Source organism: Pseudonocardia sp. SID8383, assembly GCF_009864975.1.
GTDB lineage: Bacteria > Actinomycetota > Actinomycetes > Mycobacteriales > Pseudonocardiaceae > Pseudonocardia > Pseudonocardia alni.
Genome location: NZ_WWFY01000778.1, coordinates 1 through 26,228, shown reverse-complemented (window position 1 = coordinate 26,228; position 26,228 = coordinate 1). Strand labels below are relative to the sequence as shown.

General features: G+C 72.0%; 22 protein-coding genes. 10 read left to right on the top strand and 12 right to left on the bottom strand.

What is annotated here, in order from left to right; all coding sequences use genetic code 11:
* The 6 genes from GTW08_RS18785 to GTW08_RS18760 all read right to left on the bottom strand — a co-directional run.
* On the bottom strand, positions 1-439 hold a 439-nt coding region (locus GTW08_RS18785), incomplete at its 3' end, for a hypothetical protein (protein WP_202417380.1).
* An 84-nt stretch (positions 440-523) separates the two neighbouring features.
* The gene (groL, locus tag GTW08_RS18780) at positions 524-2,212 is read right to left on the bottom strand and encodes a chaperonin GroEL (RefSeq protein ID WP_073577853.1); all 1,689 of its coding nucleotides are present in this window, start codon (positions 2,210-2,212) and stop codon (positions 524-526) included.
* Between the two features lie 180 nt (positions 2,213-2,392).
* Positions 2,393-2,704 carry a propane 2-monooxygenase effector subunit MimD gene (locus tag GTW08_RS18775; protein WP_073577930.1) on the bottom strand — a complete coding sequence of 104 codons (312 nt, stop codon included), beginning with the start codon at positions 2,702-2,704 and terminating at the stop codon, positions 2,393-2,395.
* 41 nt (positions 2,705-2,745) lie between these two features.
* Positions 2,746-3,954: a toluene hydroxylase gene (locus tag GTW08_RS18770; RefSeq protein WP_073577854.1), complete on the bottom strand. Its 1,209-nt coding sequence runs from the start codon at positions 3,952-3,954 to the stop codon at positions 2,746-2,748.
* Positions 3,951-5,006 carry an FAD-binding oxidoreductase gene (locus GTW08_RS18765; RefSeq protein WP_073577855.1) on the bottom strand — a complete coding sequence of 352 codons (1,056 nt, stop codon included), beginning with the start codon at positions 5,004-5,006 and terminating at the stop codon, positions 3,951-3,953. The genes GTW08_RS18770 and GTW08_RS18765 overlap by 4 nt, the downstream gene beginning before the upstream one ends.
* A 206-nt stretch (positions 5,007-5,212) precedes the next feature.
* On the bottom strand, positions 5,213-6,850 hold the full coding sequence (locus GTW08_RS18760; protein ID WP_073577856.1) for a methane monooxygenase: 1,638 nt from the start codon (positions 6,848-6,850) through the stop codon (positions 5,213-5,215).
* A gap of 345 nt (positions 6,851-7,195) precedes the next feature.
* Here GTW08_RS18760 and GTW08_RS18755 point away from each other — a divergent pair, with 345 nt between their 5' ends.
* Genes GTW08_RS18755 through GTW08_RS18740 form a run of 4 tightly spaced genes read left to right on the top strand, consistent with a single transcriptional unit; the run spans position 7,196 to position 10,790 of the window.
* A complete protein-coding gene (locus GTW08_RS18755; RefSeq protein WP_304580205.1) occupies positions 7,196-9,124 on the top strand; it encodes a sigma-54-dependent Fis family transcriptional regulator in 1,929 nt (642 codons plus the stop codon).
* Positions 9,125-9,134: 10 nt separating this feature from the next.
* Positions 9,135-9,383 (top strand): hypothetical protein, encoded by a 249-nt coding sequence (locus tag GTW08_RS18750; RefSeq protein WP_073577857.1) that lies wholly within the window; start codon positions 9,135-9,137, stop codon positions 9,381-9,383.
* A 48-nt stretch (positions 9,384-9,431) separates the two neighbouring features.
* The gene (locus tag GTW08_RS18745; RefSeq protein WP_073577858.1) at positions 9,432-9,659 is read left to right on the top strand and encodes a hypothetical protein; all 228 of its coding nucleotides are present in this window, start codon (positions 9,432-9,434) and stop codon (positions 9,657-9,659) included.
* Between the two features lie 30 nt (positions 9,660-9,689).
* On the top strand, positions 9,690-10,790 hold the full coding sequence (locus tag GTW08_RS18740; RefSeq protein WP_073577859.1) for a gamma-glutamylcyclotransferase family protein: 1,101 nt from the start codon (positions 9,690-9,692) through the stop codon (positions 10,788-10,790).
* 52 nt (positions 10,791-10,842) lie between these two features.
* Here the strand turns inward: GTW08_RS18740 and GTW08_RS18735 are convergent, their stop codons facing one another.
* Positions 10,843-12,168 (bottom strand): MFS transporter, encoded by a 1,326-nt coding sequence (locus tag GTW08_RS18735; RefSeq protein ID WP_301549093.1) that lies wholly within the window; start codon positions 12,166-12,168, stop codon positions 10,843-10,845.
* Between the two features lie 227 nt (positions 12,169-12,395).
* Here GTW08_RS18735 and GTW08_RS18730 point away from each other — a divergent pair, with 227 nt between their 5' ends.
* On the top strand, positions 12,396-13,307 hold the full coding sequence (locus tag GTW08_RS18730) for an ATP-binding cassette domain-containing protein (RefSeq protein ID WP_073577932.1): 912 nt from the start codon (positions 12,396-12,398) through the stop codon (positions 13,305-13,307).
* Positions 13,304-14,476 carry an ABC transporter permease gene (locus GTW08_RS18725; protein WP_073577861.1) on the top strand — a complete coding sequence of 391 codons (1,173 nt, stop codon included), beginning with the start codon at positions 13,304-13,306 and terminating at the stop codon, positions 14,474-14,476. The genes GTW08_RS18730 and GTW08_RS18725 overlap by 4 nt, the downstream gene beginning before the upstream one ends.
* On the opposite strand, the gene GTW08_RS18720 is transcribed toward GTW08_RS18725, so the two are convergent.
* The 4 genes from GTW08_RS18720 to pdxH all read right to left on the bottom strand — a co-directional run bounded on the left by GTW08_RS18720 (position 14,457) and on the right by pdxH (position 19,568).
* Positions 14,457-15,848 (bottom strand): cryptochrome/photolyase family protein, encoded by a 1,392-nt coding sequence (locus GTW08_RS18720; RefSeq protein WP_073577862.1) that lies wholly within the window; start codon positions 15,846-15,848, stop codon positions 14,457-14,459. The two genes, GTW08_RS18725 and GTW08_RS18720, sit on opposite strands and share 20 nt — an antisense overlap.
* Before the next feature lie 221 nt (positions 15,849-16,069).
* Positions 16,070-17,380 (bottom strand): citrate synthase, encoded by a 1,311-nt coding sequence (locus GTW08_RS18715; protein WP_100879456.1) that lies wholly within the window; start codon positions 17,378-17,380, stop codon positions 16,070-16,072.
* A gap of 89 nt (positions 17,381-17,469) precedes the next feature.
* Complete coding sequence (locus tag GTW08_RS18710; RefSeq protein WP_304580206.1) at positions 17,470-18,864, bottom strand: MFS transporter; 1,395 nt, start codon at positions 18,862-18,864, stop codon at positions 17,470-17,472.
* A gap of 50 nt (positions 18,865-18,914) precedes the next feature.
* Positions 18,915-19,568, bottom strand: a complete 654-nt coding sequence (pdxH, locus tag GTW08_RS18705) for a pyridoxamine 5'-phosphate oxidase (RefSeq protein ID WP_073577864.1) — start codon at positions 19,566-19,568, stop codon at positions 18,915-18,917.
* A 200-nt stretch (positions 19,569-19,768) separates the two neighbouring features.
* On the opposite strand from pdxH, the gene GTW08_RS18700 reads away from it, so the two are divergent.
* Positions 19,769-20,908: a citrate synthase 2 gene (locus GTW08_RS18700; RefSeq protein ID WP_073577865.1), complete on the top strand. Its 1,140-nt coding sequence runs from the start codon at positions 19,769-19,771 to the stop codon at positions 20,906-20,908.
* Positions 20,909-20,954: 46 nt separating this feature from the next.
* On the opposite strand, the gene GTW08_RS18695 is transcribed toward GTW08_RS18700, so the two are convergent.
* Positions 20,955-22,262, bottom strand: a complete 1,308-nt coding sequence (locus tag GTW08_RS18695; RefSeq protein ID WP_073577866.1) for an MFS transporter — start codon at positions 22,260-22,262, stop codon at positions 20,955-20,957.
* A gap of 70 nt (positions 22,263-22,332) precedes the next feature.
* On the opposite strand from GTW08_RS18695, the gene GTW08_RS18690 reads away from it, so the two are divergent.
* The 3 genes from GTW08_RS18690 to sepH all read left to right on the top strand — a co-directional run.
* Positions 22,333-23,298: a GlxA family transcriptional regulator gene (locus GTW08_RS18690; protein WP_202417378.1), complete on the top strand. Its 966-nt coding sequence runs from the start codon at positions 22,333-22,335 to the stop codon at positions 23,296-23,298.
* Positions 23,299-23,361: 63 nt separating this feature from the next.
* Entirely contained in the window at positions 23,362-24,495 is a 1,134-nt protein-coding gene (gene serC, locus GTW08_RS18685; protein WP_073577868.1) for a phosphoserine transaminase, read from the top strand.
* A 1,027-nt stretch (positions 24,496-25,522) separates the two neighbouring features.
* Positions 25,523-26,228, top strand: a 706-nt coding sequence (gene sepH, locus GTW08_RS18680) for a septation protein SepH (RefSeq protein ID WP_161152297.1), incomplete at its 3' end; no start/stop codon positions are given.

Below are 26,228 nucleotides of genomic sequence, written 5' to 3'. Positions count from 1 at the left end.
TCAGCGCGCGCAGACCGTCGCGGCCGACCCGGGCCCCGATGCCGCGGGCGCGGGCCCGGTCGGCGGGGTCGAGCTCCCCCGCCAGCACGAGCCGCCCGGGGTGCTCGGCGGCGAGCTCGGCGTGCCAGGCCGGTGCGGCGAACCCCAGCACGAACAGGTCCTCGAAACTGGCCGGGACGAGCACCGCGCGGTCCACCGCGGAGAGCACGTGCGCAGCCAGTGCCTGCGGCGTGACCAGCTCGAACGCGTCCGCGGACAGCGGGCGCGGCGACGGGTCGACCATCCGGTGGCGGTGCAGCAGATCGGCGACGAACTGCTCCCCCGCCGGGCCCGCCTGGTTGTGCGGCCGGCCGTCCCAGCCGTGCACCTGGGCGTCGACGACCGCCGGGAGACCACCACGCCCCCGGGGCGCTCCGCAGCACCGGTCCACGACGACCACCTCTCCACTGTCGCGGAGCGGCCCGGCACGCGCAGCGCGTGCCGGGCCGCTCCCCACTGTTCCTGTGACCGGACGGGCCGGTACCTACCCGACCGACGGGCCGAGCCCCATCGACTGGGGCGTGCTCGAGTCCGGGCTGGGCTGCGGGATGCCCTCGTCGAGCTGGCCGAACTCGGTCATGAGTGCCTTGTTCCAGGGCGTGACCTCCTCGGCCACCAGCGAGTTGGTGGTGAGGATCAGCCCGGCGACCGAGGCGCCGTTCTGCAGGGCGGAGCGCACGACCCGCAGCGGGTCGATGATGCCCATCTCGACCATGTCCCCGAAGCGGCCCTCCAGGGCGTCGAAGCCCTCGTCGACGCCCATGGTCGTGACCTGCTTGACCACCTCGTCGCCGTCGTAGCCGGCGTTGGAGGCGATGAGGTGCACGGGCTCGGTGAGCGCGTGCCGGACGATCTCGACGCCGATCCGGTAGTCCCCGGTCACGTCCAGCTCGTCGAGGGCGGGCTCGGCGTGCAGCAGCGCCGCGCCGCCACCGGCGACGATGCCCTCGGCCACCGCGGCCCGGGTCGCCTGCAGCGAGTCGTCCACACGGTGCCGGATCTCGCGGGCCTCGGCGTTGGTCGGTGCCCCGACCGAGATGATCGCGGCCTTCCCGGACAGCCGGGCGATGCGGTCGGAGAAGAAGTCCTCGTCGGTGCCGATCGTCGCGCGGGCCAGCTCGGCGCGCAGCTGCGACAGCCGGTACTCCAGCTTCTGCCTGTCCCCGCCGCCGCCGATGATCGTGGTGCCCTCGCTGGTGACCTGCACCTGCACGGCGCGCCCCAGGTGCTCGACGTCGATCTGCTCGAGCGAGAACGAGGAGCTCTTGGAGTGCACCTGCCCGCCGCAGAGCGCGGCCATGTCCTCCAGCAGGTGGATGCGCTTCTCGCCGAAGCCCGGCGCCTTGATCGCGACGGCCTGGAAGTGCCCGTTGACGTGGTTGTGGACCAGCATCTGCAGGGCGGTGCCCTCGACGGTCTCCGCGACGATGACGAGCGGGCGCCGGTCGTTGCGCATGATCCGGTCCAGCACCGGCATGATCTGCTGGACGTCCTTGATCTTGTGCGCGGTGAAGAGGATGTAGGGGTCGTCGACGATCGCCTCGAGCGTGCCGGGGTTGGTCACCATGTACGGCGAGACGTACCCGTTGTCGAACTCGAAGTCCTCGACGAAGTCCACCGAGACGCCCGGCAGCGGGGTGTCGTCGACGGTGACGACGCCGTCGTCGCCCACGGTGTGCAGCGCCTTCGCGACGACGCGGCCGATCGTGTAGTCGTCGTTGGCCGAGATGGACGCGACGCGGGCGTAGTCCTCCTCCGTGCTGACCGTGTGCGACACCGTCTGCAGACGGTCGACGAGCGCGTTGACCGCGATGTCGATGCCCCGCTTGACCAGCACCGGGTTGCCGCCGCGCTCGATGGCGCTCATGCCCTCACGGACGATGGCCTGGGCGATGACGGTCGCGGTGGTGGTCCCGTCGCCGACCGTGTCGTTGGTCTTGACCGCCGCTTCCTTGACCAGCTGGGCGCCCATGTTCTCGAAGGGGTCGCGCAGGTGGATCTCGCGGGCGATCGTGACGCCGTCGTTCGTGACCTCGGGCGAGCCGGTGATCTTCTCCAGGATGACGTTGCGGCCCTTCGGACCGAGCGTGCTCTTGACGGCTTCGGCCAGCTGGTCGACGCCGGCCTGCAACAGATGACGGCCCTCGGCGCCGAAGCGGAGTTCCTTGGCCATGGTGGGTCCTCCCGGAGAAAGAGTCGGTCCAGGTGCGCGGGTGCGGATCAACGTGCGCAGCCGTGGCGCCGTGCGGGCGCGCTGCGCGGGTGGAGCGCACCGCCCGGGCCGTCGCCGGCCGTGGTGGGCCGGGGACGGGTCGTCGTCCCGGGCGGTGCGATCCGGGTGAGGAGCGGGTCCTTACACCGGCTTCAGGTCGAAGTCGATGTACTCGGCGGCGTCCTCGGGATTGGCGAACATGATCGTCTTGTCGTCCAGGTGGACCATCCGCCCGTAGTGGGTGGACATGTTCTCCTCGAACTGGGCGGCGTCGAACCAGCCCTCCTCCTGGCCGGCCTCCTCGTCCATCGCGACGTAGTCCAGCTCGAACTTGCCCGTGCCGTCGACGCGGATCATCGAGGGCAGGTGCTGCACGGTCACGTTGTCCTGACGGTCCAGAACGGTCGCGATGACCGCGCCGATCTGGTTGTTCATCAGCGTGAAGCCACACATGTTCGACGCGGTGCTGTCCTGCTTGAACGGGCTGGTGCTGGTCACTGCTTCAGCTCCTCGGGGACGTCGAGGCCGAGATCGCTGCAGATCCCGGCGAACCGGTTCTTGGCGCGGTCGAGGGAGTCCTCGAACGTGGGGGGCTTCGAGTCCGACTGGGACCACATCGGCTGCATGGTCCGGGCGGCCTCCAGCGCCTGCGGGACGTAGGTCCGCAGCCAGCCGCCCATCAGCGAGCGGTTGTGCTCGGCGAACTCGCGGTCCTGGGTGAGCGGCGCGAAACAGGCGATCGACCAGCGCAGGTCGCGCTGGGCGTAGTCGTACTCGCCGGCACCCATGACCGTCGGGGTCACGTAGTCGCCGTTGGTGGCGGCGGACTGCATGACCAGGTTCGAGCGGAACAGCTCACCGACCAGCGGCTCGAAGACGCAGTTGGCCGCGAAGATGGCCTCGCCCCAGTCGTCCTGGACCGCGGTGAGGGCCTCGGTGAACTTGCGGGCGCCCTGCCACTCCGGCGCGTTGTCCCACGCGTCGAGGTGGGCTGCGCCGTCGAACCCGTCGATCTCCTCCGACAGCGTCAGGTTGTAGAGCGCCAGGTCCTGGGCGAAGCGGATCTTACGGGTGGAGTTCGCCGCGAGCGCCGTGTTGTGCATGTTGGTCGGCGCGGACCGCTCGTTGGACGCGAAGACGTAGAGGCCGAGGATGTGCTCGATGTGCATCCAGGCGCCGACGTTGCGCTCGACGAACCGGATCCAGTTCGAGTTCCACAGCTCGAACGCCTTCGCGTTGCGGGCGTTCTCGATGTTCTGGGTGAGCTGCCGGACGACGTTCGCGTTGTACCGGTAGAGGCTCTGCTCCCACTCCTCGTTCGGGTCGCGGAACTCGTGCCAGCCGTGGGCCGGCCAGTTCTTCACGTGCATACCGCCGGTGCCGATGCCGCGCTGCGGCTCGGGCTCGTCGACGCCCCAGGCCTTCAGCTTGGTCCAGTGCAGCGGGTAGCCGCCCTCGCCGTTGGCGAAGCCGTAGATCCAGCCCTGCGCGAGGTAGTGTCGCGGGTCCGGCTGGACCTCGACGGTGGTGTCCTCGTACAGCGTCTGCTTCCGCTTGGCCGGGGTGTAGTAGTTGTAGTGGCGTGCGCTCGAGCTCGAGTCCGGGAACTCCCGCGCTCCGGCCTCCGCGTCGGTGAAGACGGGCTTGGGAACGCTGCGCTGCGAACCGGACGACGTGTCCTGTGTGGTGGGGGACTGAGTCATTGCTGTCCGTCCTCGCCTTCTTGCTCACCGGTCGTGGTGAACTTGTCGTAGAAGATGTTGGTCTCACTCACACCCAGCTGGGTCAGCGTCGCGATCGCCGCGTCGACCATCGGCGGGGGACCGCAGACGTAGGCATCCGCTCCCTTCAGATCGGATTCGTTGCGCCTGACCACCTCGGTGATCAGACCGGTCTCGCCGGCCCAGTCCCCGCCGTCGCCGTCGGACAGGGCGGGGACGTACCGGAAGCCGTTGAGCTGGGGCGCCAGTTCGGCGATCTCCTTCTCGAAGCAGAGATCGGCCGCGGTGCGCGCGCCGTAGTAGAAGGTGGCCCGTCGTTCGACGCCGCCATCGGCCATCGCCCGCAGCAGGCCCAGTACCGGCGCCATGCCGGCGCCACCGCCGACGAAGACGATCGGCGAGCTGCGGTTCTGACGGAGGGTGAAGGTGCCGAAGGGCGCCTCGACATCGAGCCGGTCACCGGGAGCGGCCTTCTCGTCGAGCCAGGTCCCGAACAACCCACCCGGGTAGACCTTGATGACGAACTCGTAGGTGCCGTCCCGGTTGGGGGTGTTGGCCATGGAGAACGAACGGCTCTCCTCGGTCCCGGGGCAGACGAGGTCCATGTACTGCCCGGGGAAGAACTTGATCTCCGACGGCTCGACCAGCTTGACGGTCAGATGCCGCATGTCGTGGGTGACGGCCTCGACCGACACGACCTCGACCACGCCCTTGGTGAGGGGCAGGCCGGACCGGATGATCTCCTCGTCGTAGTTGGTCAGCTCGATGACCAGGTCCTCGTAGGCATGCGCCCGGCACAGGAGGGTGTGGCCCTCCTCCTTCTCGTAGTCCGGGAGCGCGAAGGTCGAGTAGCTGTCGTACTCGATGTCCTCGCCCTCGAGCACGAAGGACTTGCAGGCCGAGCACTGGCCCTCCTTGCAACCGTGCATGAGCTGGACGCCCTGCTCGGCCGCGGCGCGGAGGATGTTCTGGTCCTCGTCGACCTCGATCTCGATGCCGACGGGCTCGAACCGCACGACGTGTTTGTCGCCCACGAGCGCAGACCACCTCTCTTGGCGTGACGAATGGCGTGAGAAAAAAGACCAATCGGACAGACGTGGGCAGGCGTCGCCCCGGGCCCCGCCCGGCGGACGGGAGTCCCGGGGTGACCCGGCCGGGGAAGACGACCCCCCGGCCGGGCCGCGGGGAGAGGGACCCGTCATGGCATGACGGGGACCCCCTCCCCTCGCCTGACCCGCGCTCAGGCGTCGGTGGGCGCGGGCCGGCCTCCCGGCCCCTGGCGGTTGTAGTCCGCCACGAACGCCTCGCGCTCGGCGTCGCTCATCTCGTTGAGGATGACGTTGGGGCTGGCCAGGTGCGGCATGCGCCGCATGTGGTCCAGCGTCCACATCTTCTTCGGGTCGAGATCGAGGTGCGGCTGAGCGGTCAGCGTCTTGCCGTCGTCACGGACGAAGCCCATGTCCTGGACGACGTCGGCCCAGTTCCAGCCGTGGTAGAGCGTCTCCCACTCGCGGTGACCCACGAGCTTGCCCATGTTCGGGGTCTCGCGACCCTGGTACACGGGCCGGAAGGCCTCGGCGTCGGTCCAGCGGCAGACCTCGTGGCAGTACGTGCGCCACTGGCCGTCCACCTTGTCGACGACCATGTCCTCACGCACCAGACACGGGACCATGCAGGTCCAGCAGCGGTGCGGGTACACGTAGTCGACGTCCTCGGCCACGATGGCGTGGTGACCGTTCGGCTTGGCGAGGCGGTTGTAGTTCTCCCACCACTTGCCGTACCGGTCGTACCAGCCCGGGTACTTGTACTCGAACCACTCGAAGTCGGTGTCGGTCATGCCGTCGATACGCCAGTAGTTGGCGCACCAGCCGGTGGCGAAGAACTGCGCGACCTCGTGGACGTAGCCCTTGTTCCAGATCTGGTTCCAGGACTCCTCGACCAGGTCGTGCGGGATCACCAGGCCGTACTTCTCGAGCGGCAGCAGGTAGCTGCGGTAGTAGTCGTCGTAGATCCAGCGGCGCCACATCTCCGCGTAGGACTCGCGGTCCTTGCGGCGGTCCTTCGTGCCGTACTCGATGAAGGTACCGATGGCGGCGTCGACGACGCGGTGGTTGTTCCACCACGCGTAGCGCAGGTCGCGCTCGAGCAACTGGCGGTTGTCCTCGTCCGACAGCGCCATCAGGAGCGTGGCGTAGCCGTTGGAGATGTGCCGCGACTCGTCGGACTGCACCGAGTGGAACACCGTCGGCAGCAGGTAGTCGCCGTTGGCGGCGGCCTCCGCCGGCATCGCCACGAACAGGGTGTTCGTGAACGCGGTCTCCGCGACGATGGTCAGGTAGATCGACGCGGCGGTGATGGCGTCACCGGTGATGAACCCCTCGGCGAACTGACGGCCGATCGTGCCGGCGTAGTCCGACTGGAAGTTCCGCAGCGAGTTGTTGAACCCCGCCGGGTCGATGTAGTTGTTCATGTACAGGCGCTTCAGGTTCTGCTGGATCGTCGAGTGCCGAACCTCGTCGATCATCTGGATCGCCTGGCCGTTGTGCAGCTCCGGGTTCGGCACCACGTGGAACAGCATCGGCATCGAGCGCGCCGCGGAGATCTCCGGCAACGGGATGATCGACAGGAAGAGCTTCTGCCACTCCAGCCAGCGCTCCTGCACCTGCCGGAACATGTTGCCGCGGATGGCACCGTCCTGGGCGCCGTAGACGCGGTGGTCCTTCTCCTCCTCCATCGGGAAGTACGAGCGCAGGACCTGCTTGAGCGGGTCCTTCTTGGCCGCCTTCTTGAAGGTGTAGTCGGTTCCGTACTTCATGTACGGCTCGTGGTACTGCGGCTCCCAGGACAGCTCCTGGATCTTCTGGTGAGCCTTCGCCAAACTCTGCCGACTCACGTCGTCTCCTCACGGTGGTGGGTTAGTGGTCGGATCAGCGGGCGAGCGCGGGTAGCCCGATGTCGTGGTCGTGCACGGAGCTCGGACGACCCGGTGACGTGGGTGGATCCCGCGGCGCCGGTGCCGTCTGCCTTCCGTGCTGCGAATCACACATGGTCCAGCAGGCATTCGAGGTCTCAATATGAGACTCTTCCGCCCCGCTACCTGTGGTGATCTTGCTCTCACGGCGCGTACCGTCGCCGTGACCACGGGATCCGGGCAGGTCACCGCTGTTGCACGCGGGTCCTCGGTGGTCGTGTCCCGAGCTCGACACAGGCGAGGAGGCCGTGTGTGAGACCCCTGCCCGACGGCGCGCAGGGCGCCACCCGGGCGGGCCGGCCGACGCCGCGCCCGCGACACCCCGGGGACGGACATGACTCCCCCGTCACCGGCTCGGCGCCCACACCCGCCACCAGGACCAGCACCAGCGCCGCGGCCGAACGCATCGCGGCGGCCCGCGACGCGTTCCTGCACCGCGAGCAGATGCGTGAGGACTCGGTCCGCCCGCCGATCCTGGCGTCCTGGATCCGGTCGCGGGACAGCGACGTCGCGCCCGACTCCATCGACCTGCCCGAGATCGGCCGCGAGACCGACAGCCCGCTGGTGCGGGCGGCCACGCCGATCGTCTCCGAGCTGTGCGACCAGTTCGCCACCGAGCCGGTCAGCCTCATCCTCTGCGACGGCGACGGTGTCGTCCTCGACCGCCGGACCGGTGACTCCGCGCTGCGTCAGCACCTGGACCGGGTGTGGCTCGTCCCCGGTTTCTCCTACGCCGAGCAGCACGTCGGCACCAACGGCATCGGCACCGCACTGGAGGGCAGGCGCCCGACCGAGGTGTTCGGGCACGAGCACTTCGTCGAGCACCTGGAGGACCTGGCCTGTGCCGGCGCCCCGATCCGGCACCCGGTGACCGGCAAGATCCTCGGCGTCGTCGACCTGACCTGCTGGCGGAGCGAGGCCAACGCGCTGATGGTCGCCACCGCCGCGACGACGGCCCGCCGCATCGAGGAGGCGCTGCTCGCCGCGTCCGGGCGGCACGAGCTGACGCTGCTGCACGACTACCTGACCGCGGTCCAGCGCGGGGGCGACTCCGCGGTGCTCGCCGTCGGCGACGACCTCGTGATGATGAACGACCGCGCCCGCGAGCTCATCGCACCCGGTGACCAGGTCCCGCTGCTCGCCGGGGCGACCGACGCGCTGCGGGCCGGACGCAACCGCCAGCTCGTCGTCGACCTGCCGAGCGGGGCGACCGCACGCGTGCAGTGCCGGCCGAGCTGGAACGAGGCGGGCTCGGCGGGCGGCATCCTGCAGGTGAGCCTGACCCACCGCGAGACCGTCGGCCGCGGCTCCGCGACCCCGACGATCACCACCGCGCTGCCGACCGCGGTCGGCTCGGGAGCGCTGTGGACCAAGTGCGCCCAGGCGGTGGACCGGCACTTCCGCACCAACGAGTGGCTGGTGCTGCAGGGCGAGCACGGCTCCGGCCGGACCACGCTGGCCCGCGCCACCCACCACCTCCACTCCCCCGCCGGGCACGTGCGTGTGCTCGACGCCGGCGACGTGGGCCCGCGATGGCTCTCCGAGGTGTACGACGAGCTCGACGGCGGCGGCGGGACGCTGGTGCTGCGCGAGGTCGACCGGCTCCCCCCGGCCGCCGCGGCGGCGCTCGCCGACGTGCTCGAGCCGCACCGCGAGTCGACCGACCCGGAGCGGGCCTGGGTCATCGCGACCCGCGGCAGCTCCCGGACGACCGACTCACCCGAGCTCGCGTCGCTGCTGGACTGCTTCCCGCGCACCATCGAGGTCCCGCCGCTGCGCCACCACGTGGAGGACGTCGCCGAGCTGGTGCCGTACCTGCTCGCCCGGCTGACGCGCGGCGCCGACCTGACCTGTGCGCCGGAGGCCTTGCGGGTGCTCATGCGGCACCGGTGGCCGGGCAACGTCGAGCAGCTCTACCAGGTGCTGCGCAAGGTCGTGAGCCGTCGCCGGACCGGGGTGATCCGGCTGGAGGACCTGCCGCCGGAGACGCGGGTGCTGGCCCGGCGGGTGCTGACCCCGCTGGAGTCGATCGAGTGCGACGCCATCGTCGACGCCCTGCTCGACGCCGACGGCAACAAGGCCGAGGCCGCGCGCCGGCTCGGGATGAGCCGGGCCACGATCTACCGCAAGATCCGCGGCTACGGCATCGCGACGCCGGAGGGGGCGGGGATGTCCCGGTAGCCTGCGCGGCGTGGGTCGCCGCAGCCGGATCGTCCGCGCGTTCTCCTTCCCGGAGGGCACGCCGCCCCCGCTGCTGGTGATGATCCTGCTGAGCAGCTCGATGGCCGGGGTGTTCGTCATCGCGATGCTGCTGCCGGACCCGGCGCCGCTGTGGCTGCGGGTGGTCATGTCCGCGCTCGCGGTGCTGGGACTGATGCTGCTGACCGCGGCGCTGCTGCGCCGGGCCGCGACGCAGGGCAGGCGCCGACACGAGGGGTGACGGCCCGTACGGACTGCGACGCCCCCGGACGGCCCCTACCGTCGGACCATGGCCCTGCTCCGACGGTTGTTCCTGATCCCCGACGGCGTCCCGGCCCCGCTGCGCGGCGCCGTCGCCGCGCTGATCGTGCTGGTCGCCGTGCTCTGGCCCCTCACGCTGCTGCCCGCCGGCACCTCGACGGCGGTGCTCGTCGTGGTGTCCGTGCTGTCGGTCCTGGCGCTGTTCGCCCTGGCGGCGGCGCTGCTGCGACGGCGCTACCCGGGCGCGCACCGCTGAGCCCCGGTCGTTGATCTACGGTCCGTGCCCATGACGGGAACGGACATCCCTGCACCGTGGCCGGACTCGGCGTTCCCCGCCGACCCCTACCCGGGCGCCCGGCCGCCGTGCTCGTTCCTGCACACCGACGGCCGCACCCACCCGCTGACGGCCGACCCGTCGGCGCCCTCGGGATGGCGGGCCGGCGGCCGCTGCCTCGACGACGTGCTCACCGGCCTGGGCGCACCGCGGCTGGCCGGGCGGGTGCCGCTGCTGGCCTACGGCTCGAACGCCTGCCCGTCGAAGATCACCTGGATGCGCGACGCGCGCGGGCTGGGCGGGCCGGTGGTCGTGCTGCGGGTGCGCACCACGGGCCTGGCGGCGGTGTGGGCGGCCGGTCGCCGCGTCGTCGACGACCAGCGTCCGGCCACCCTGGCCGCCCTCGACGGTGCGGTGGAGGAGCACACCGTGTGGCTGGCCGCACCGGAGCAGTTCGCCGCGCTCGACACCGTCGAGGGCCGCGACGCCGACCCGCCCCGCTACCGGCTCGCCCGGGTCGCGACCGGGCGCGTGACCCTCCTCGACGGCGTCGGGGTGCTGGACCGGCCGTGGGCCTACGTCGCACCGCAGACCCCGACCGGGGACGACCGCACCGACCGCCGGCCGCTCGTGCTCGACGGCGCCGCGGTGACCTGCACCGCCCTCGACCAGGCCGGGGCCGCCGCGCAGGCCGGGACGCCCGGCCCGGACGGGCTCGACGCCGACACCGCCGAGGGGGTGCCCGTGCCGGAACACTGGCCGTCCCGGGTGTTCGTCTACGGCTCGCTGATGCCGGGTCAGCGCGCGTTCGGGCTGCTGCGCGCGCACGCCTCGGCGACGCTGCCGCAGCCGGCGGTGCTGCCGGTCGGCGGGATCGCCGACACCGGGCACGACTACCCGGCCCTCACCCTCGACACCGGCGACGGCGTGCCCGGCTGGGTCGTCGAGCTGGCCGACCCGGTGTCCGCGCTGGCGATCCTGGACGCCTACGAGGGGCCGGAGTACGCCCGTATCCGGGTGGTCGTCGAGGACGGCACCGTCTGCTGGGCCTGGGTGTGGGCGGCGGCGCGGGTCGGGCACGTGCCGCTGGCCCGGGGGTGGGCGGGGCGCTGAACGCGGACCGGGCCCGTCCCCGGTGGGGACGGGCCCGGTCGGGCGGTACGCGTCAGGAGCCGGTCTTCGCGGCCTGGCGTGCGCGGTGCTCGGCGAGCCCCGGGACGTCCCGGCCGGCGATCGACACACCCTTCGTCTCGATGACGAAGTAGAGCGCGATCATGCCGACCACGCAGGCGCCCATCATGTAGTAGGCCGGGAACAGGACGTCGCCCGTGCCTTCGATGGCCGCCTCGTTGATCAGCGGCGCGGTGCCGCCGAACGCCGCCGTCGCCACGTTGTAGGAGATCGCCATGCCGGCGAACCGGACGTGGGTCGGGAACATCGCCGGGAACGTCGCGGAGATCGTCCCGAGCTGCAGCAGGTAGATCAGGCCGAGCACGGTGAACCCGAGGATCGCCAGCGGCAGGCTCTGCGCCATCAGCATGTACATCGGGATCGCCAGCACGAAGATGCCGACCAGTGAGATCCACCAGCACGGTTTGCGGCCGATGCGGTCCGACAGCGCACCGGCGAACGGGATCAGCAGCATCATCACGACCTGGCCGATCACGGCGACGGTGTCGGCACTCGCCGAGTCCATCGACAGCGTCGTCTGCAGGTAGGTCGGCATGTAGGTCAGCAGGGTGTAGTTGATGACGTTCAGCGCGATGACCAGTCCGAACAGCGCCAGGATCGGCTGCCAGTAGCGTACGAGGAGGTCCTTGAGCGCTCCGGTCGCGGCGGACTCGGACTCGCCGGCGGCCTCCAGGTCCCGGAACACCGGGGTGTCCTCGAGCTTGGTCCGGATGTAGAGACCGATCATGGCCAGCGGCAGGGCGATCATGAACGGGATGCGCCAGCCGTAGTCGAGCATGGCCTGCTCGCCGATCGCGGTCTCCAGGCCGAAGACGACCAGCACCGCGAGCGTGAAGCCGGCCAGGGTGCCGAACTCCAGGAAGCTGCCCCAGAAGCCGCGCTTGCGGTCCGGCGCGTACTCCGCCATGAACGTGGCGGCGCCGCCGTACTCACCGCCGGTGGAGAAGCCCTGGATGATCCGCAGCAGGAACAGGAGTGCCGGGGCGGCCCAGCCGATCGTCTCGTACGACGGGATGACGCCGATCAGGAACGTCGCGACACCCATCAGGATGATCGTCATCGACAGGACCTTCTGCCTGCCGATGCGGTCACCGAGCGGACCCCACACGAAGCCGCCGAGCGGCCGCAGGACGAACGAGATCGCGAACCCGAGCAGGGTCCCGAGATATCCCAGCTCACCCGGGAAGAACGCGTTCGTCAGTTCGACCGTCAGGTAGGCGTAGATGCCGTAGTCGAACCATTCCGTGGCGTTTCCGATCGCCGACGCGGCGACCGCCCTCCGCAGGACGGAGGGCTCCACGTCGTCCTGATCACCCTGCTGACCAGCGTCTGCCGGAGTCGATGACATTCGATAATCCCCCCACTGTCGAAATGCCGGACCGCAAGCGGAGCCGCATTTCGTTACGCGATCGACATGGTGAGCGTCTTTGCGGTGTGCGGAGCTTACAGAGCGAAAAGGGGGGCTGCCACCCACGGGTGGAGATCGATCCCCGGCCCTTCGCGACGGCCCCGTGTAGCGTCGCGACCGTGCTGGCGATCGACGGCCTGGCCAAGCGGTTCGGCCCCGCCGTCGCGCTGGACGGGGTGAGCTTCACCGTCGCCCCGGGCGAGGTGTTCGGCTTCGTCGGCGGGAACGGCGCGGGCAAGACGACGACGATGCGGATCGTGCTCGGCGTCCTCGACGCCGACGCCGGTGCGGTCACCTGGAAGGGCGGCCCGCTCGGTCCCGCGGACCGGCGCCGGATCGGCTACCTGCCCGAGGAACGCGGTCTGTACCCACGGATGCGGGTCGCCGAGCAGCTCGTCTACCTGGCCCGGCTGCACGGGCTGTCCCGGTCGGCCGCGCTCGCCGCCACCGAGACCTGGACCGACCGGGTCGGGCTCGCCGACCGCCGCGGCGACGAGGTGCAGAAGCTGTCGCTGGGGAACCAGCAGCGGGTGCAGCTGTGCGCCGCGCTGGTGCACGACCCCGACCTGCTGGTCCTCGACGAACCGTTCTCCGGGCTGGACCCGGCGGCCGTCGACACCCTGGGGGCGGTGCTGCGCGAGCGCGCCGCGGCCGGGGTGCCCGTTGTCTTCTCCTCCCACCAGCTGGAGCTGGTGGAGCGGCTGTGCGACCGGGTCGGGATCATCTCGGCGGGCCGGATGGCCGCGGTCGGGACGGTCGACGGACTGCGGGCCGGGGCCGCCGACCGTTACGACGTGACGGGCCCGCCGCCCGGCTGGGCCGACACCGTCGCCGGGGTACGGGTCGTCGGCACCGAGGGCGACCGCACCCGCGTCGAGCTGGCGCCGGGCACCGACGACCAGGCGCTGCTCGCCGCGGCGCTCGCCGCCGGACCGGTACACGCGTTCGGTCCGTACCGGCCGCCGCTGACCGAGCTGTACCGCGACGCCGTGCGCGACCGCGCCGTCCCGTCGACCGACGGTGCCCGATGAGGACGGTGCTGCTCGTCGCGCGGCGGGAGATCACCACCCAGCTGCGGTCGCGGACGTTCGTCGTCGGGATCCTGCTGATGCTGCTGGTGTTCGGCGGCTACGGCGCGGTGATCGTGTTCGCCGGGTCGCAGAACTCGTCGTCGTCGCTGGTGCTCGACGGGCCGGCCCGCGAGCTGCGCGGCGAGCTGCAGGGCACCGCGGACCGGCTGGGCACCGCGCTGCGGCTGACCGAGGCCGGGAACCGGGCCACCGCCGAGTCGATGGTCCGCACCGGCGAGGCCGACGCGATGCTCACCGGGGCACCGGGGACCTACCAGCTCGTGGGCCTCGACGACGTCGCGCCGGGGCTGCGGTCGCTGGTCGCCGACGTCGTCGAGCAGCAGGCCGTGCGCGAGTCGCTGCTCGCCGCCGGCGCCGACCCGGAGCGGGTCAGCACGCTGTCCGGGGTGGGCGTGCGCACCCTCGAACCGGTCGACACCGAGCTGGGCCAGCGGGTGGGGACCGCGTTCGTCGTGACGTTCCTGCTGTTCTTCTCGGTCACCGCCTACGGCGCGGCGGTCGCGCAGGGGGTGGTCGAGGAGAAGTCCGGACGCGTGGTGGAGCTGCTGCTCGCGACGATCCCGGCCCGGCAGCTGCTCGCCGGGAAGGTGCTCGGCCTCGGTCTGGTCGGGCTGCTGCAGCTGCTGATCCTCGGCGCGGTGGGCGCGGCCGTCGCGGTGGGCACGGGCGCGCTGGCCGTCCCGGCGCTGCTGCTGCCGACGCTGGTGTCGGCGCTGGCCTGGTACCTGGTCGGGTTCTTCCTGTTCGCGACGCTCTACGCGGCGGCGGGGGCGCTCGTGTCCCGCCAGGAGGAACTCCAGTCGGTGACCGCGCCGATCGCCGTCGTGCTGCTCGTGCCGTTCCTGCTCGCCGTCGCCGTGCTGCCCGTGGACCCGCGCAACCCCGTCACCACGGTCCTGTCGTTCGTGCCGTACCTGTCGCAGACACTGATGCCGGCCCGGACCGCGCTGGGCGTCACCGACTGGTGGGAGCCGGTGCTCGCCTACGCGCTCGCGCTGCTCGCGCTGGCCGGGATGGTGGTGCTGTCGGCCCGCGTCTACCGCAACTCGGTGCTGCGCACCGGGGCCCGGGTCCGCTGGCGGGACGCCCTCAGGACCGGGCGGCCTTGACCTGGTCGTAGCGGGCGAGCGCGTCCTGCCGCTCGGCCTTGTGGTCGACCATCGGCTCCGGATACCCCTCCGGGATGCCGCCCTTCAGCTTCCACGGCTGGTGCACGGCCTTGCCCTCGACGTCGGCGAGCTCGGGCACCCAGCGGCGCACGTAGTCGCCGTCGGGGTCGAACCGTTCGCCCTGGGTGATCGGGTTGAAGATGCGGAAGTACGGCGAGGCGTCCGTCCCCGACCCGGCCGTCCACTGCCAGCCGTGCTGGTTGGAGGCCAGGTCGCCGTCGACGAGCAGCGCCATGAAGTGCCGCGCGCCGCGCCACCACGGGATGTGCAGGTCCTTGACCAGGAACGACGCGACGATCATCCGCACCCGGTTGTGCATCCACGCCTCGCCGCGCAGCTGGCGCATCCCGGCGTCGACGATCGGGTAGCCGGTGCGGCCCTCGCACCAGCGCTCGAAGTCGGCGTCGGCCGCCTTCCCGGTGCGCAGCGGCAGATGGTCGAAACCCTTGTCGTAGTTCTCGCGCGCCGAGTCCGGGCGCCGGTGGAGCACGTCGGCGTAGAACTCGCGCCAGGCGATCTCGGTGCGGTAGGCCTTGACCGAGTCGCCCCGGTGCTGCGCGAGGTCGGCGAGCAGCGTGCGCGGGTGCACGCAGCCGTACTTGAGGTACGGCGACATCCCCGAGGTGCCCTTCTTCGCCGGCAGGTCGCGGTCGGACTCGTAGTCCAGGACGCCCTCGTCGAGGAAGTCGCGCCAGCGCGCCAGCCCGGCGGACTCCCCCGGCTCGGGCAGCTCGGCCTCGACCGGCTCGTCGCCGGGGACCTTCACCGCGCGCGGACCGCCGTCCTTGTCCGAGGGGTCCATCCAGGTGCACGTCGACGCGTCGGTGCCCGCCGGGGGGCGCCAGCCGTGGTCGGCCCACGCGCGGCTGAACGGGGTGAACACCTTGAACGGCCCGCCGCCGCCCTTCTCCACCCGGCCCGGCGCGACGGCGTACGGCGAACCGGTGCGGACGAGCTCGACGCCGCCGTCGGACAACGCCTTCTCGACGTTCTCGTCACGTTCGCGGCCGTAGGGGCCGTAGTCCGCGGCGACGTGCACGGTCTGCGCGCCGACGGCCCGCGCGACCCGCGGGACGACGTCGGCCGGGTCGCCCCTCACCACGAGCAGCTTCCCGCCGAGGGCGTCGTCGAGCTCGCGCAGGCAGCCGTAGAGGAAGTTCGCCCGCGCGGCACCCGAGGGCTTCAGCAGGGCCGGGTCCAGCACGAACAGCGCGAGCGCACGGTCGGCGGCGTCGGCCGCGGCGAGGAACGTGGGCTGGTCGGCGACCCGGAGGTCGCGCCGGAACCAGACGACGGCAGTGCTGGGCGCCATGCCGGTCGACGCTAGCGGCGCCGCCGCCGCGCCGCCCGCCGAGCCGTCGCACCCCTCCGCTGTGCCCCCAGGGGAACTCTCGTGGCGTAGAGCGCTACGAGGGTTCCCCTGGGAGCGCCGGGACGGCGGTGCGCGAGGCGGGGCGGCGGCTCCCCGGAACGAGCGAGCGGGCCGGTCGTGGGACCGGCCCGCTCGGGAGGTGAGGCGGTGGGGCTACGCGGTCAGCGCTGGCCGACCGGGACGTAGAGGCGCTCCGCGGAACCGGTGTAGAGCTGGCGCGGACGCCCGATCTTGTTCTGCGGGTCGTTCATCATCTCGCGCCAGTGCGCGATCCAGCCCGGGAGCCGGCCGAGCGCGAAGAGCACGGTGAACATCTTCACCGGGAAGCCCATCGCCCGGTAGATGACGCCGGTGTAGAAGTCGACGTTCGGGTAGAGCTTGCGCTCGACGAAGTAGTCGTCGGCCAGCGCCTTCTCCTCGAGCGTCATGGCGATGTCGAGCAGCGGGTCGTTGACGCCGAGCTTCTTCAGGATCGTCTCCGCCTGCTCCTTGACGATCTTCGCGCGCGGGTCGTAGTTCTTGTAGACCCGGTGCCCGAAGCCCATCAGCTTCGCGCCCTGCTCCTTGTTCTTGACCCGGTTCACGAAGTCGTCGACGTTGCCGCCCTCGACGTCCTTGATGCGGGTCAGCATCTCCAGGACCGCCTGGTTGGCGCCGCCGTGCAGCGGGCCGAACAGCGCGTTGACGCCGGCGGAGATGGAGGCGAACAGGTTCGCCTGGCTGGAGCCGACCAGCCGCACCGTCGACGTGGAGCAGTTCTGCTCGTGGTCGGCGTGCAGGATCAGCAGCGTGTCGAGAGCGCGGACCATGTCCGGGTCCAGCTCGTAGGGCTCGGCAGGGAACCCGAAGGTCATCCGCAGGAAGTTCTCGACGAGGCCGAGGGAGTTGTCCGGGTACAGGAACGGCTGCCCGACGGACTTCTTGTACGCGTAGGCGGCGATCGTGAAGACCTTCGCCATGAGCCGCACGGTGGAGAGCTCGACGGCCTCCTCGTCGTGCGGGTCCAGCGAGTCCTGGTAGAAGGTCGACAGCGCGCTGACCGCCGACGACAGCACCGGCATCGGGTGCGCGTCCCGCGGGAAGCCCTCGAAGAAGCGCTTGAGGTCCTCGTGCAGCAGGGTGTGCCGGCTGATCCGGTTGGTGAAGGCGTCGAGCTGCTGCTGGCTCGGCAGCTCACCGTAGATCAGCAGGTAGCTGACCTCGAGGAACGTGGAGTTCCCGGCCAGCTGGTCGATCGGGTAGCCGCGGTAGCGGAGGATGCCGGCGTCACCGTCGATGTAGGTGATCGCGGACGAGCAGGCAGCGGTGCTGGTGAAGCCCGGGTCGAAGGTGACCAGGCCGGTCTTGCCGAGCAGCTTGCTGACGTCGACGGCCTGCGACCCCTCCGTCGGGGTGTGCACCGCGGTCTCGAACTCGCCGCCCGAGTACCGGAGTACGGCGGTGTCGGACTTGGCGGCGGTCTCGTCGGACATGTGGAGGTTCCCTCTCACAGCGGGGATCAATCGGGTCTCGGGCACACGCTAGCCCGCCGGGGCGATTACGCAGAACGCGGCGACGATTCTCACCCTCCGTCGCGGGGTGCCCGATATCGGAGGAACTCCGGGAAGCGCCACACGCACAGCAGCACGCCCACGATCACGGCGAGGCCGCCGAGCGTCGCGGTGGGGCCGGGCCCGACGAGCGAGGCCACCGACCCGTGCCACATGTCGGCGAGCCGGGGCCCGCCCGCGACGACGACGATGAACACGCCCTGCATCCGGCCGCGCATCTCGTCGGTGGCGACGGTCTGCAGCATCGACGACCGGTAGACCGAGCTGACCAGGTCCCCGGCACCGGCGACGGCGAGCGCGAGCACCGCGAGGAACAGCGAGCCGGTGAGCCCGAACACGAGCACGCCGCCGCCCCACACGCACACCGCGACGACGACCGCGACGCCCTGGCGCTGCACCTTCTGCAGCCAGCCCGAGAGCACGCCGCCGGCGACCATCCCGATCGGGATCGCGGCGTACAGCAGGCCCTGCTGGATGCCGCCGTCGGCCGACCCGCCGAAGGTGTCCACCGCCATCTGCGGGAACAGCACCCGGGGCATGCCCAGGCCCATCGCGATCACGTCGACCAGGAACGAGACGAGCAGGATGCGCTGCGTCCCGACGTAGCGGAAGCCGTCGACGACCGAGCGCAGCCCCACCTTCGGGCGGGCGCCGTCGACCCGTTGCGCGGAGCTGGGCAGCGCGGGCAGCCGCCAGGTCGCCCACAGCGTCGCCAGCAGGAAGATCGCATCGATCAGGTAGAGCGTCGACAACCCGATGAACGGGATCAGCACCCCGGCCAGCAGCGGCCCGAGCACCGCGCCGACCTGCACGACGGTCATGTTCAGCGCGTTCGCCGCGGGCAGCTGCTCGGCGGGCAGCAGCCGCGGGATGACCGCGCTGCGGGTGGGCTGGTTCATCGCGAGCATCGCCGACTGGAACGCGAACAGCACCAGCACGACCCACACGTTCCCGGCGCCGCTGGCCGAGACCACCCACAGCGCCAGCGAGCTCAGCGCGATGCCGGAGCCCGTGAACAGCAGCATGACCCGGCGGTCGACGGCGTCGGCGATCGCGCCGCCCCAGAGCCCGAACACCACGAGCGGGACCAGCCCGAACAGGCCGGTCAGGCCCACGTAGGCCGACGACCCGGTCAGCTGGAAGACCTGGATCGGCACGGCGACGACCGACAGCTGGGCGCCGATCACCGTGACGATCCCGGCGGTCCACAGCCGCCGGTACGCGGGCGTGCGCAGCGGGGTGGTGTCGGCGAAGGTCGACCGCAGCAGGCCGGTGACCCGACCGGCGCGGGTCCGGGTGGTCGGGCCGTCGCCCGTTGCGGACGGGACCGGCCGGGTCGGGGAGTCCCGTTCCGCGCCGGGCACGGGCTCGGTCGGCCCGTCCCCCGGATCGTTGCGACTGCTCACGACGTCAAGGTGTACACGGGCCCCCCGACGGTGCACCTCCGGGTTCCCTCCTAGGGGGCGAGCCTGCGGACCGACCAGGCGTCGTCGCGGCCGGCCTCGAAACGCAGCCGGTCGTGCATGCGGTCGGCGCGGCCCTGCCAGAACTCGACCTGCCACGGCACGATCCGCCAGCCGCCCCAGTGCGGGGGCCGCGGGATCTCCTCGACGCCGTCGAAGCGGCGGGTGACCCCGGCGAGCGCCTGGTCGAGGACGGTGCGCCCGGCGACGATCGTCGACTGCGCCGACGCCCAGGCACCCAGCTGCGAGCCGCGCGGGCGCAGCGCCCAGTAGGCGTCGGACTGGGCGTCCGAGCAGCGCTCCACCCGGCCGGAGAGCTGCACCTGCCGCGCCAGGTCGTACCAGGGGAAGGTCACCGAGGCGACGCGCGTGCGGTTCAGGTCGTGGCTCTTGGCCGAGGTGTAGTTCGTGTAGAAGACGATCCCGCCGGCGTCGAGGCCCTTGCACAGGACGGTGCGCGACGACGGCAGCCCGTCCGGGTCCGAGGTCGCCAGCACCATCGCGTTCGGCTCGGTCAGCCCGGCTTCACGGGCCTGCTCCAGCCACGCGGTGAGCTGTTCGTGCCAGGTCGGGGCCAGGTCGTCGACGTCGAGCGGGCGGCTCGAGTAGTCCGTCCGCATCCTCTCGAGCGCGGGCGCGTCGGTCATCGGTTCCCCTTCCGGCCAGGTGCGTGCGTCTCGCACGGTAAGCGCGCCGGAGCCGCGTGTGCACCCGCCGATCGGAGTGGTCGCGACCGGTGTTCGCGGACGGGAGCCCGGTTCGTGATCGACGCCACCGGTCGGTCGCGTTGCCCTGCTGACCCGTTCGGAGCAGGGTGACGGCGACGATCCGAGCCGAAGGAGACCCGGTGACCGAGACGACCGCGCACGAGGTGCCCCCGCCGCCGCCCGGCTTCACGTCCGGGCTGGAGGGCCACGTCGCGTTCCGCACCGAGATCGCCGAACCCGACAAGGACGGCGGCTCGCTGCGCTACCGCGGCGTCGACCTCGAGGACCTCGCCGGCACCGTGACCTTCGGCGACGTCTGGGCCCTGCTGGTCGACGGCCGGTTCGGGCAGAGCCTGCCGCCCGCCGAGCCGTTCCCGATCCCGGTGCACACCGGCGACGTCCGGGTCGACGTGCAGGCGGCGCTGGCCATGCTCGCCCCGTACTGGGGCTACCGCCCGCTGCTCGACATCGACGACACCGAGGCCCGCGACAACCTGGCCCGCGCCTCGGTGATGGCGCTGTCCTACGTCGCCCAGTCCGCCCGCGGCATCGGTGTGCCCGCGGTGCCGCAGTCGCGCATCGACGAGTGCTCCACCATCACCGAGCGCTTCATGACCCGCTGGCGCGGCGAGCCCGACCCGCGCCACGTCGCCGCCGTCGACGCCTACTGGGTGTCCGCCGCCGAGCACGGCATGAACGCCTCGACCTTCACCGCCCGGGTGATCGCCTCCACCGGCGCCGACGCCGCCGCGTCGCTGTCCGGCGCGATCGGCGCCATGTCCGGCCCGCTGCACGGCGGCGCCCCGGCCCGGGTGCTCCCGATGATCGACGAGGTGGAGCGCACGGGCGACGCCGAGGCGCTGGTCAAGGGCCTGCTGGACCGCAAGGAGAAGCTCATGGGCTTCGGGCACCGGGTCTACCGGGCCGAGGACCCGCGGGCCCGCGTGCTGCGCCGCACCTGCCAGGAGCTGAACGCCCCGCGCTACGAGGTGGCCGCCGAGCTGGAGCGCACGGCGCTGGCGATCCTGCGCGAGCGGCGCCCGGACCGTCCGATCGAGACGAACGTCGAGTTCTGGGCGGCGGTGATCCTCGACTTCGCCGAGGTCCCGCCGCACATGATGCCCGCGATGTTCACCTCGGCCCGGACCGCGGGCTGGTCGGCGCACGTGATGGAGCAGAAGCGCGAGGGCAAGCTCGTGCGTCCGAGCGCGCAGTACATCGGCCCGGGCCCGCGCCGTCCGCAGGAGGTCGAGGGCTGGGACTCGGTCGTCGCCCGCTGACCGCGCCCTCGGTGTGCCCCCAGGGGAACTCTCGTGGCGTAGAGCGCTACGAGGGTTCCCCTGGGAGCGGCCCGGCGGGCAGCGGCGCGGGGACCCGCCGGCGCCGGATCGCCAGCGACAGCCCGGCCGCGACGACACAGAGGACGGCGCCGCCGTACCAGGCCGCGTCGTAGCTGCCCAGCGCGTCGCGGACCAGCCCCGCGACGAGGGCGGCGAACGCCGCCCCGATCTGGTGCGAGGCGAAGATCCAGCCGAACACCACCGCCGAGCGGGCGCCGAACGCCTCGCGGGCCAGCGCCATCGTCGGTGGGACGGTCGCGACCCAGTCCAGGCCGTAGAACACGACGAACGCGAGCATGCTCGCGTTCAGGTCGGTCCCGAACAGCGGTGGGAGCAGGAACAGCGACAGCCCACGCAGCGCGTAGTAGGCGCCCAGCAGGAGCCGCGGGTCGACCCGGTCGGTCAGCCAGCCGGAGAAGATCGTCCCGAGCAGGTCGAAGATGCCGACCAGGGCGAGCAGGGAGGCAGCCGTCGTCGCGGGCATGCCGTGGTCGTGCGCGGCCGGGACGAAGTGGGACTGGACCAGCCCGGCCGTCGTCGCGCCGCAGATGAAGAACCCGCCGACGAGCAGCCAGAACGTACCGGTGCGCGAGGCGTCGGCCAGGGCCCGCAGCGCCAGCCGCGCGGCACCCGTGCGCTGCGGCGGGACGACGTCGGCCTCGGTGCCGCCGTAGGGCAGGACCCCGGCGTCGGCGGGGCGGTCCTTCAGGAACAGCAGCACGACCGGCACCACGGCCAGCGCCGCGCCCGCGGTGATCAGCGCCGCGGGCCGCCACCCGCCCGACTCGACGACGGCCGCGACGAGCGGCAGGAACACCAGCTGCCCGGTAGCGGTGGCGGCGGTGAGAACGCCGGAGACGAGGCCGCGGCGGGCGACGAACCAGCGGTTCACGACGGTCGCGACCAGCGCCATCGCCATCGACCCGGTACCCAGCCCGACGACGACGCCCCACAGGAGCACCAGCTGCCAGACCGCCGTCATGAACACGGTCGTGCCCGCGCCGACCGCCACCATGACCAGCGCGGTCGCGACCACGCGGCGCACGCCGAAGCGCTCCATCAGCGCCGCCGCGAACGGCGCGGTCACCCCGAACAGGGCGAGGTTCACCGCGAGTGCGAAGGAGATGGACCCGATGCCCCAACCGAACTCGGCGTGCAGCGGCTCCACCAGCACGCCCGGCGTGGAGCGGAACCCGGCCGCGCCGAGCAGGGCGAGGAACGTCGCCCCGGCCGCCCACCAGGCCGGGTGCACCCGGCGCCGCTGCGTGTCCGCCGTCGCGGGCGCTGTCGTCATGGCTCCATCGTGCGGTGGCGCTGCGACGCGCAACAGTGGCCGTTCGGACGACATGTGTAAGAATTCGGCCATGCACCGGGTCGGAGTGCTCGCCGTCGACGGGGTGATCGCCTTCGAGCTGAGCATCCCCGAGCGGATCCTCGGAACCACGACCACGGCGGACGGCACCCCCCTCTACGACGTGCGGGTCGCCACCGTCGACGGCGGCCCGGTCCGCACCAGTGCCGGGTACCGGGTGCTGCCCGAGCACGGGATCGAGGTGCTGGAGCGCGCGGACACCCTGGTCGTGCCGGCCGTGCGCGGCCCGAACACCGGCGCCCCGGGCGCGGCCGTCCTCGGCCTGGTGCGCCGGGCCGTGGACCGCGGCGCGCGGGTGGTCGCGATCTGCACCGGCGCGTTCACCCTCGCCGCCGCCGGGGTGCTCGACGGCCGCCGCGCCACCACCCACTGGGCGCACGTGGACGACTTCCGCGCGCTGTACCCGCACGTCGAGCTCGACCCCGACGTGCTGTTCGTCGACGACGGCGACGTCCTCACCTCGGCGGGCGTCGCCGCGGGCATCGACCTCTGCCTGCACCTGGTGCGCCGCGACCACGGTGCCGGGACCGCCGCGGCGACGGCCCGGCGCAACGTCGTCGCGCCGTGGCGGGAGGGCGGGCAGGCGCAGTTCGTGGAGTCCCACGTCCCCGACCCCGGCGGCGGCCCCGACACCCGCGCCGTGCGCGAGTGGGCATTGCAGCACCTCGACCGGCCGCTCGCGGTCGAGGAGCTGGCGGAACGGGCGTCCATGAGCGTGCGGACCTTCACCCGCCGCTTCCGCGCCGAGACCGGCACCAGCCCGGGGCGCTGGCTGTCCGCGCGCCGCCTCGACCTCGTGCGGCGCCTGCTGGAGACCACCGACCTCCCCGTCGAGCAGGTCGCGGCCCGCTCCGGCTTCGGCACCACCGCCGCGCTGCGCCAGCGGCTGCACGCCGACATCGGGATGGCCCCGCTCGCCTACCGGCGCTCGCACCGCGCCCCCGCCGTCACCCGGTGACGCCGGCGGGTGGCGCGCAGCACTCGTCGCACGTCACGCCGGTCCGGCTGCGACACTGGTGGAGTGACCTCCCCTGCCGATCTGAAGATCCCCGGCGATCTCCTTCCGCAGGACGGCCGCTTCGGATGCGGTCCGTCCAAGGTGCGCCCCGAGCAGCTGTCCGCCCTCGCCGCGACCGGTGACTCCCTGATGGGCACCTCGCACCGGCAGAAGCCGGTGAAGGAGCTCGTCGGACGGGTGCGGTCCGGGCTGGCCGAGCTGTTCTCATTGCCGGACGGCTACGAGGTCGTCCTCGGCAACGGCGGCTCCACCGCTTTCTGGGACGCAGCCGCGTTCGGCCTGGTCCGTCAGCGCTCGCTGCACCTGACCTACGGCGAGTTCTCCCAGAAGTTCGCCGACACCACCACCGGCGCGCCGTTCCTGGCCGACCCGGTGATCGTCAAGGCCGACCCGGGCAGCGCGCCGGAGCCGGTGAGCGACCCGTCGGTCGACGTCATCGCGTGGGCGCACAACGAGACCTCGACCGGCGTCGCGGTGCCCGTCAACCGGCCCGCGGGCACCACCGACGACCAGCTCGTACTGATCGACGCCACCTCGGGCGCCGGCGGGCTGCCGGTCGACATCACCCAGTCCGACGTCTACTACTTCGCCCCGCAGAAGGGCTTCGCCTCCGACGGCGGCCTGTTCCTCGCGATCATGAGCCCGAAGGCCCTGGAGCGGGTCGCCGAGCTGGCCGCGTCGGACCGCTGGATCCCGCCGTTCCTGTCGCTGGCCACCGCCGTCGACAACTCCGGTAAGGACCAGACCTACAACACGCCGTCGCTGGCGACCCTGTTCCTGCTCGAGGACCAGGTCCGCTGGATGAACGCGCTGGGCGGGCTCGACGGTTGCGTCGCACGGACCCGCGACTCCTCCGACCGGCTCTACACCTGGGCCGACAAGAGCAGCTTCGCGTCGCCGTTCGTCACCGACCCGGCGCACCGCAGCCTGGTGGTCGGCACGATCGACTTCGACGACGCCGTCGACGCGACCGCGGTGGCGAAGGCGCTGCGCGCGAACGGGATCGTGGACACCGAGCCGTACCGGAAGCTGGGCCGCAACCAGCTGCGGATCGGGATGTTCCCGGCCGTGGAGCCGTCGGACGTCTCGGCGCTGACCGCGTGCGTCGACTGGGTCGTGGAGCGGCTGGGTTCCTGACCATGTCCCGGGAGGGCATCCCCTCCCGGGTGAACGAGGACCGTCCACCGAGGTGGGTCGACCGGCTGCGGTCGGCCCACCCGGCGGTGGCCCTCGCCGTGGCGGTCGTGTTCGTCGGCACCCCGACCGTCCTGACCGCCGTCACCAGGGTGCTGCTGACGGACACGCCCCGGCCGCCCGCGGCCGCTCTCCCGCTCCTCGCCGTCGCGCCCGGTGACGCGAATCCGGCCTCGAGCGGATCACCGTGCTCTTCGCCATGGTCCGCGGCATCGCTCTCGCCTGCTCGGCCCGGGCCGCCGCGTCGTTCGTGGCGGCCGAGGGTCTTCTCCACGTACTCGTGCTCCTGACGTCCGCGGTCGGACCGGCCACCCTCGCCACCCGGATGATCCGGCCCAGCGCCGCCGTCGAGCCGTTGTCCGAGCCGGCCACGGTCCGAGCGGGCGGGGGACCACCCGCGCCGGTGACGAATGTCCGCGCCGGCAGGGGCAACGGGCGGCGGGCAGCGGGCGCCGACGTGCGCATCGGTCGGTGATCCACATGGCGCGCGCAGTTCCGTCGTTCGCGCGCGTCCGGACGCGCGCGGGCCGCGGATCACCGCGCGGACTGCGGATGACCGGGCGGGCGGTCACCGCGACGGGAGCGCGCCCGCAGGTACCTCGCGTCCACCCTCCACGACGGCCCCGGCGCCGTTCCCCGTCCTGACACCGCGCCGGGGGAGATACGTCCCGGCCGTCCCGTTCCGCATCGGGGGTGGCCACGGCACCGCGCCTGCCGGGTTGCGTCGCGGCGCGGCGTCGTTGCGTGATCGATAGCAACTCGTTGTAGTCACACGCGTATCAATCGCCCCAATTACCTCGTGAGTCACGACCTGTGCGACGCTGCGCACGGTGAGTGAGAACGGCTCGGCGGTCCCCCGGGCGAGTAGGTGTTGTCGACCAGGCAGAACTCGCCCGGCGCGCCTCACCCGGCACGGACCTCTCGCCCTCTACCGTCACCCGGACGGGGACGACAGCAGGAGGTCAGGTCGATGCGCGCGTTGCGGGTCGTGGGGGTGACCGGGGACGGCTCGGTCGTCCTCGAGGACCCGGGGCGTCGCGAGCGCTACACGGTGCCGGCCGACGAGCAGCTGCGGGCCGCGGCACGGGGTGACGTGACCCGGCTCGGCCAGATCGCGATCGAGTTGGAGAGCCAGTTGCGCCCACGGGAGATCCAGGCCCGAATCCGGGGTGGCGCGTCGGTCGACGAGGTCGCAGCCGCGGCCGGCGTCCCGACCCAGAAGATCGAACGCTTCGCCTATCCCGTCCTGCTCGAACGGTCGCGGACCGCCGAGCTGGCCCAGGGTGCCCACCCGCAGCGCACCGACGGACCCGACTCGCGCACGCTCGGTGAGACCGTCGCGCACACCTTCGGCCTGCGCGGACAGGACTACGGCGGAGCCGGCTGGGACTCCTGGAAGGGCGAGGACGGCAAGTGGGTCGTCGTCCTGACGTGGCAGACCGGCCGCTCGGACAACGCCGCGCACTGGGCGTTCCAGCCCGGCGCGCACGGCGGCACCGTCGTCGCACTGGACGAGCACGCCTCCGACCTCGTCGAGGGCCTGCCCGCACGCCCGCTGCGTCCGCTCGGCGCGGTGGTCGACATGGCCCGCGACGAGGACCACACCCCCCAGGCCCCGACGCCCGCCGCTCCGGCGCGCGCCGTCGCGGCCGCCGGTGGGCAGCAGCCCGAGGCCT

Coding starts and splice junctions, on each gene's coding strand:
- GTW08_RS18725 (WP_073577861.1), top strand. CDS start 13,304: ATGAGGACGGTGCTGCTCGTCGCGCGGCGGGAGATCACCACCCAGCTG.
- GTW08_RS18770 (WP_073577854.1), bottom strand. CDS start 3,954: ATGACTCAGTCCCCCACCACACAGGACACGTCGTCCGGTTCGCAGCGC.
- GTW08_RS18720 (WP_073577862.1), bottom strand. CDS start 15,848: ATGGCGCCCAGCACTGCCGTCGTCTGGTTCCGGCGCGACCTCCGGGTC.
- GTW08_RS18775 (WP_073577930.1), bottom strand. CDS start 2,704: ATGTGTGGCTTCACGCTGATGAACAACCAGATCGGCGCGGTCATCGCG.
- GTW08_RS18745 (WP_073577858.1), top strand. CDS start 9,432: ATGGCCCTGCTCCGACGGTTGTTCCTGATCCCCGACGGCGTCCCGGCC.
- GTW08_RS18740 (WP_073577859.1), top strand. CDS start 9,690: ATGACGGGAACGGACATCCCTGCACCGTGGCCGGACTCGGCGTTCCCC.
- GTW08_RS18715 (WP_100879456.1), bottom strand. CDS start 17,380: ATGTCCGACGAGACCGCCGCCAAGTCCGACACCGCCGTACTCCGGTAC.
- pdxH (WP_073577864.1), bottom strand. CDS start 19,568: ATGACCGACGCGCCCGCGCTCGAGAGGATGCGGACGGACTACTCGAGC.
- groL (WP_073577853.1), bottom strand. CDS start 2,212: ATGGCCAAGGAACTCCGCTTCGGCGCCGAGGGCCGTCATCTGTTGCAG.
- GTW08_RS18690 (WP_202417378.1), top strand. CDS start 22,333: ATGCACCGGGTCGGAGTGCTCGCCGTCGACGGGGTGATCGCCTTCGAG.
- GTW08_RS18695 (WP_073577866.1), bottom strand. CDS start 22,262: ATGACGACAGCGCCCGCGACGGCGGACACGCAGCGGCGCCGGGTGCAC.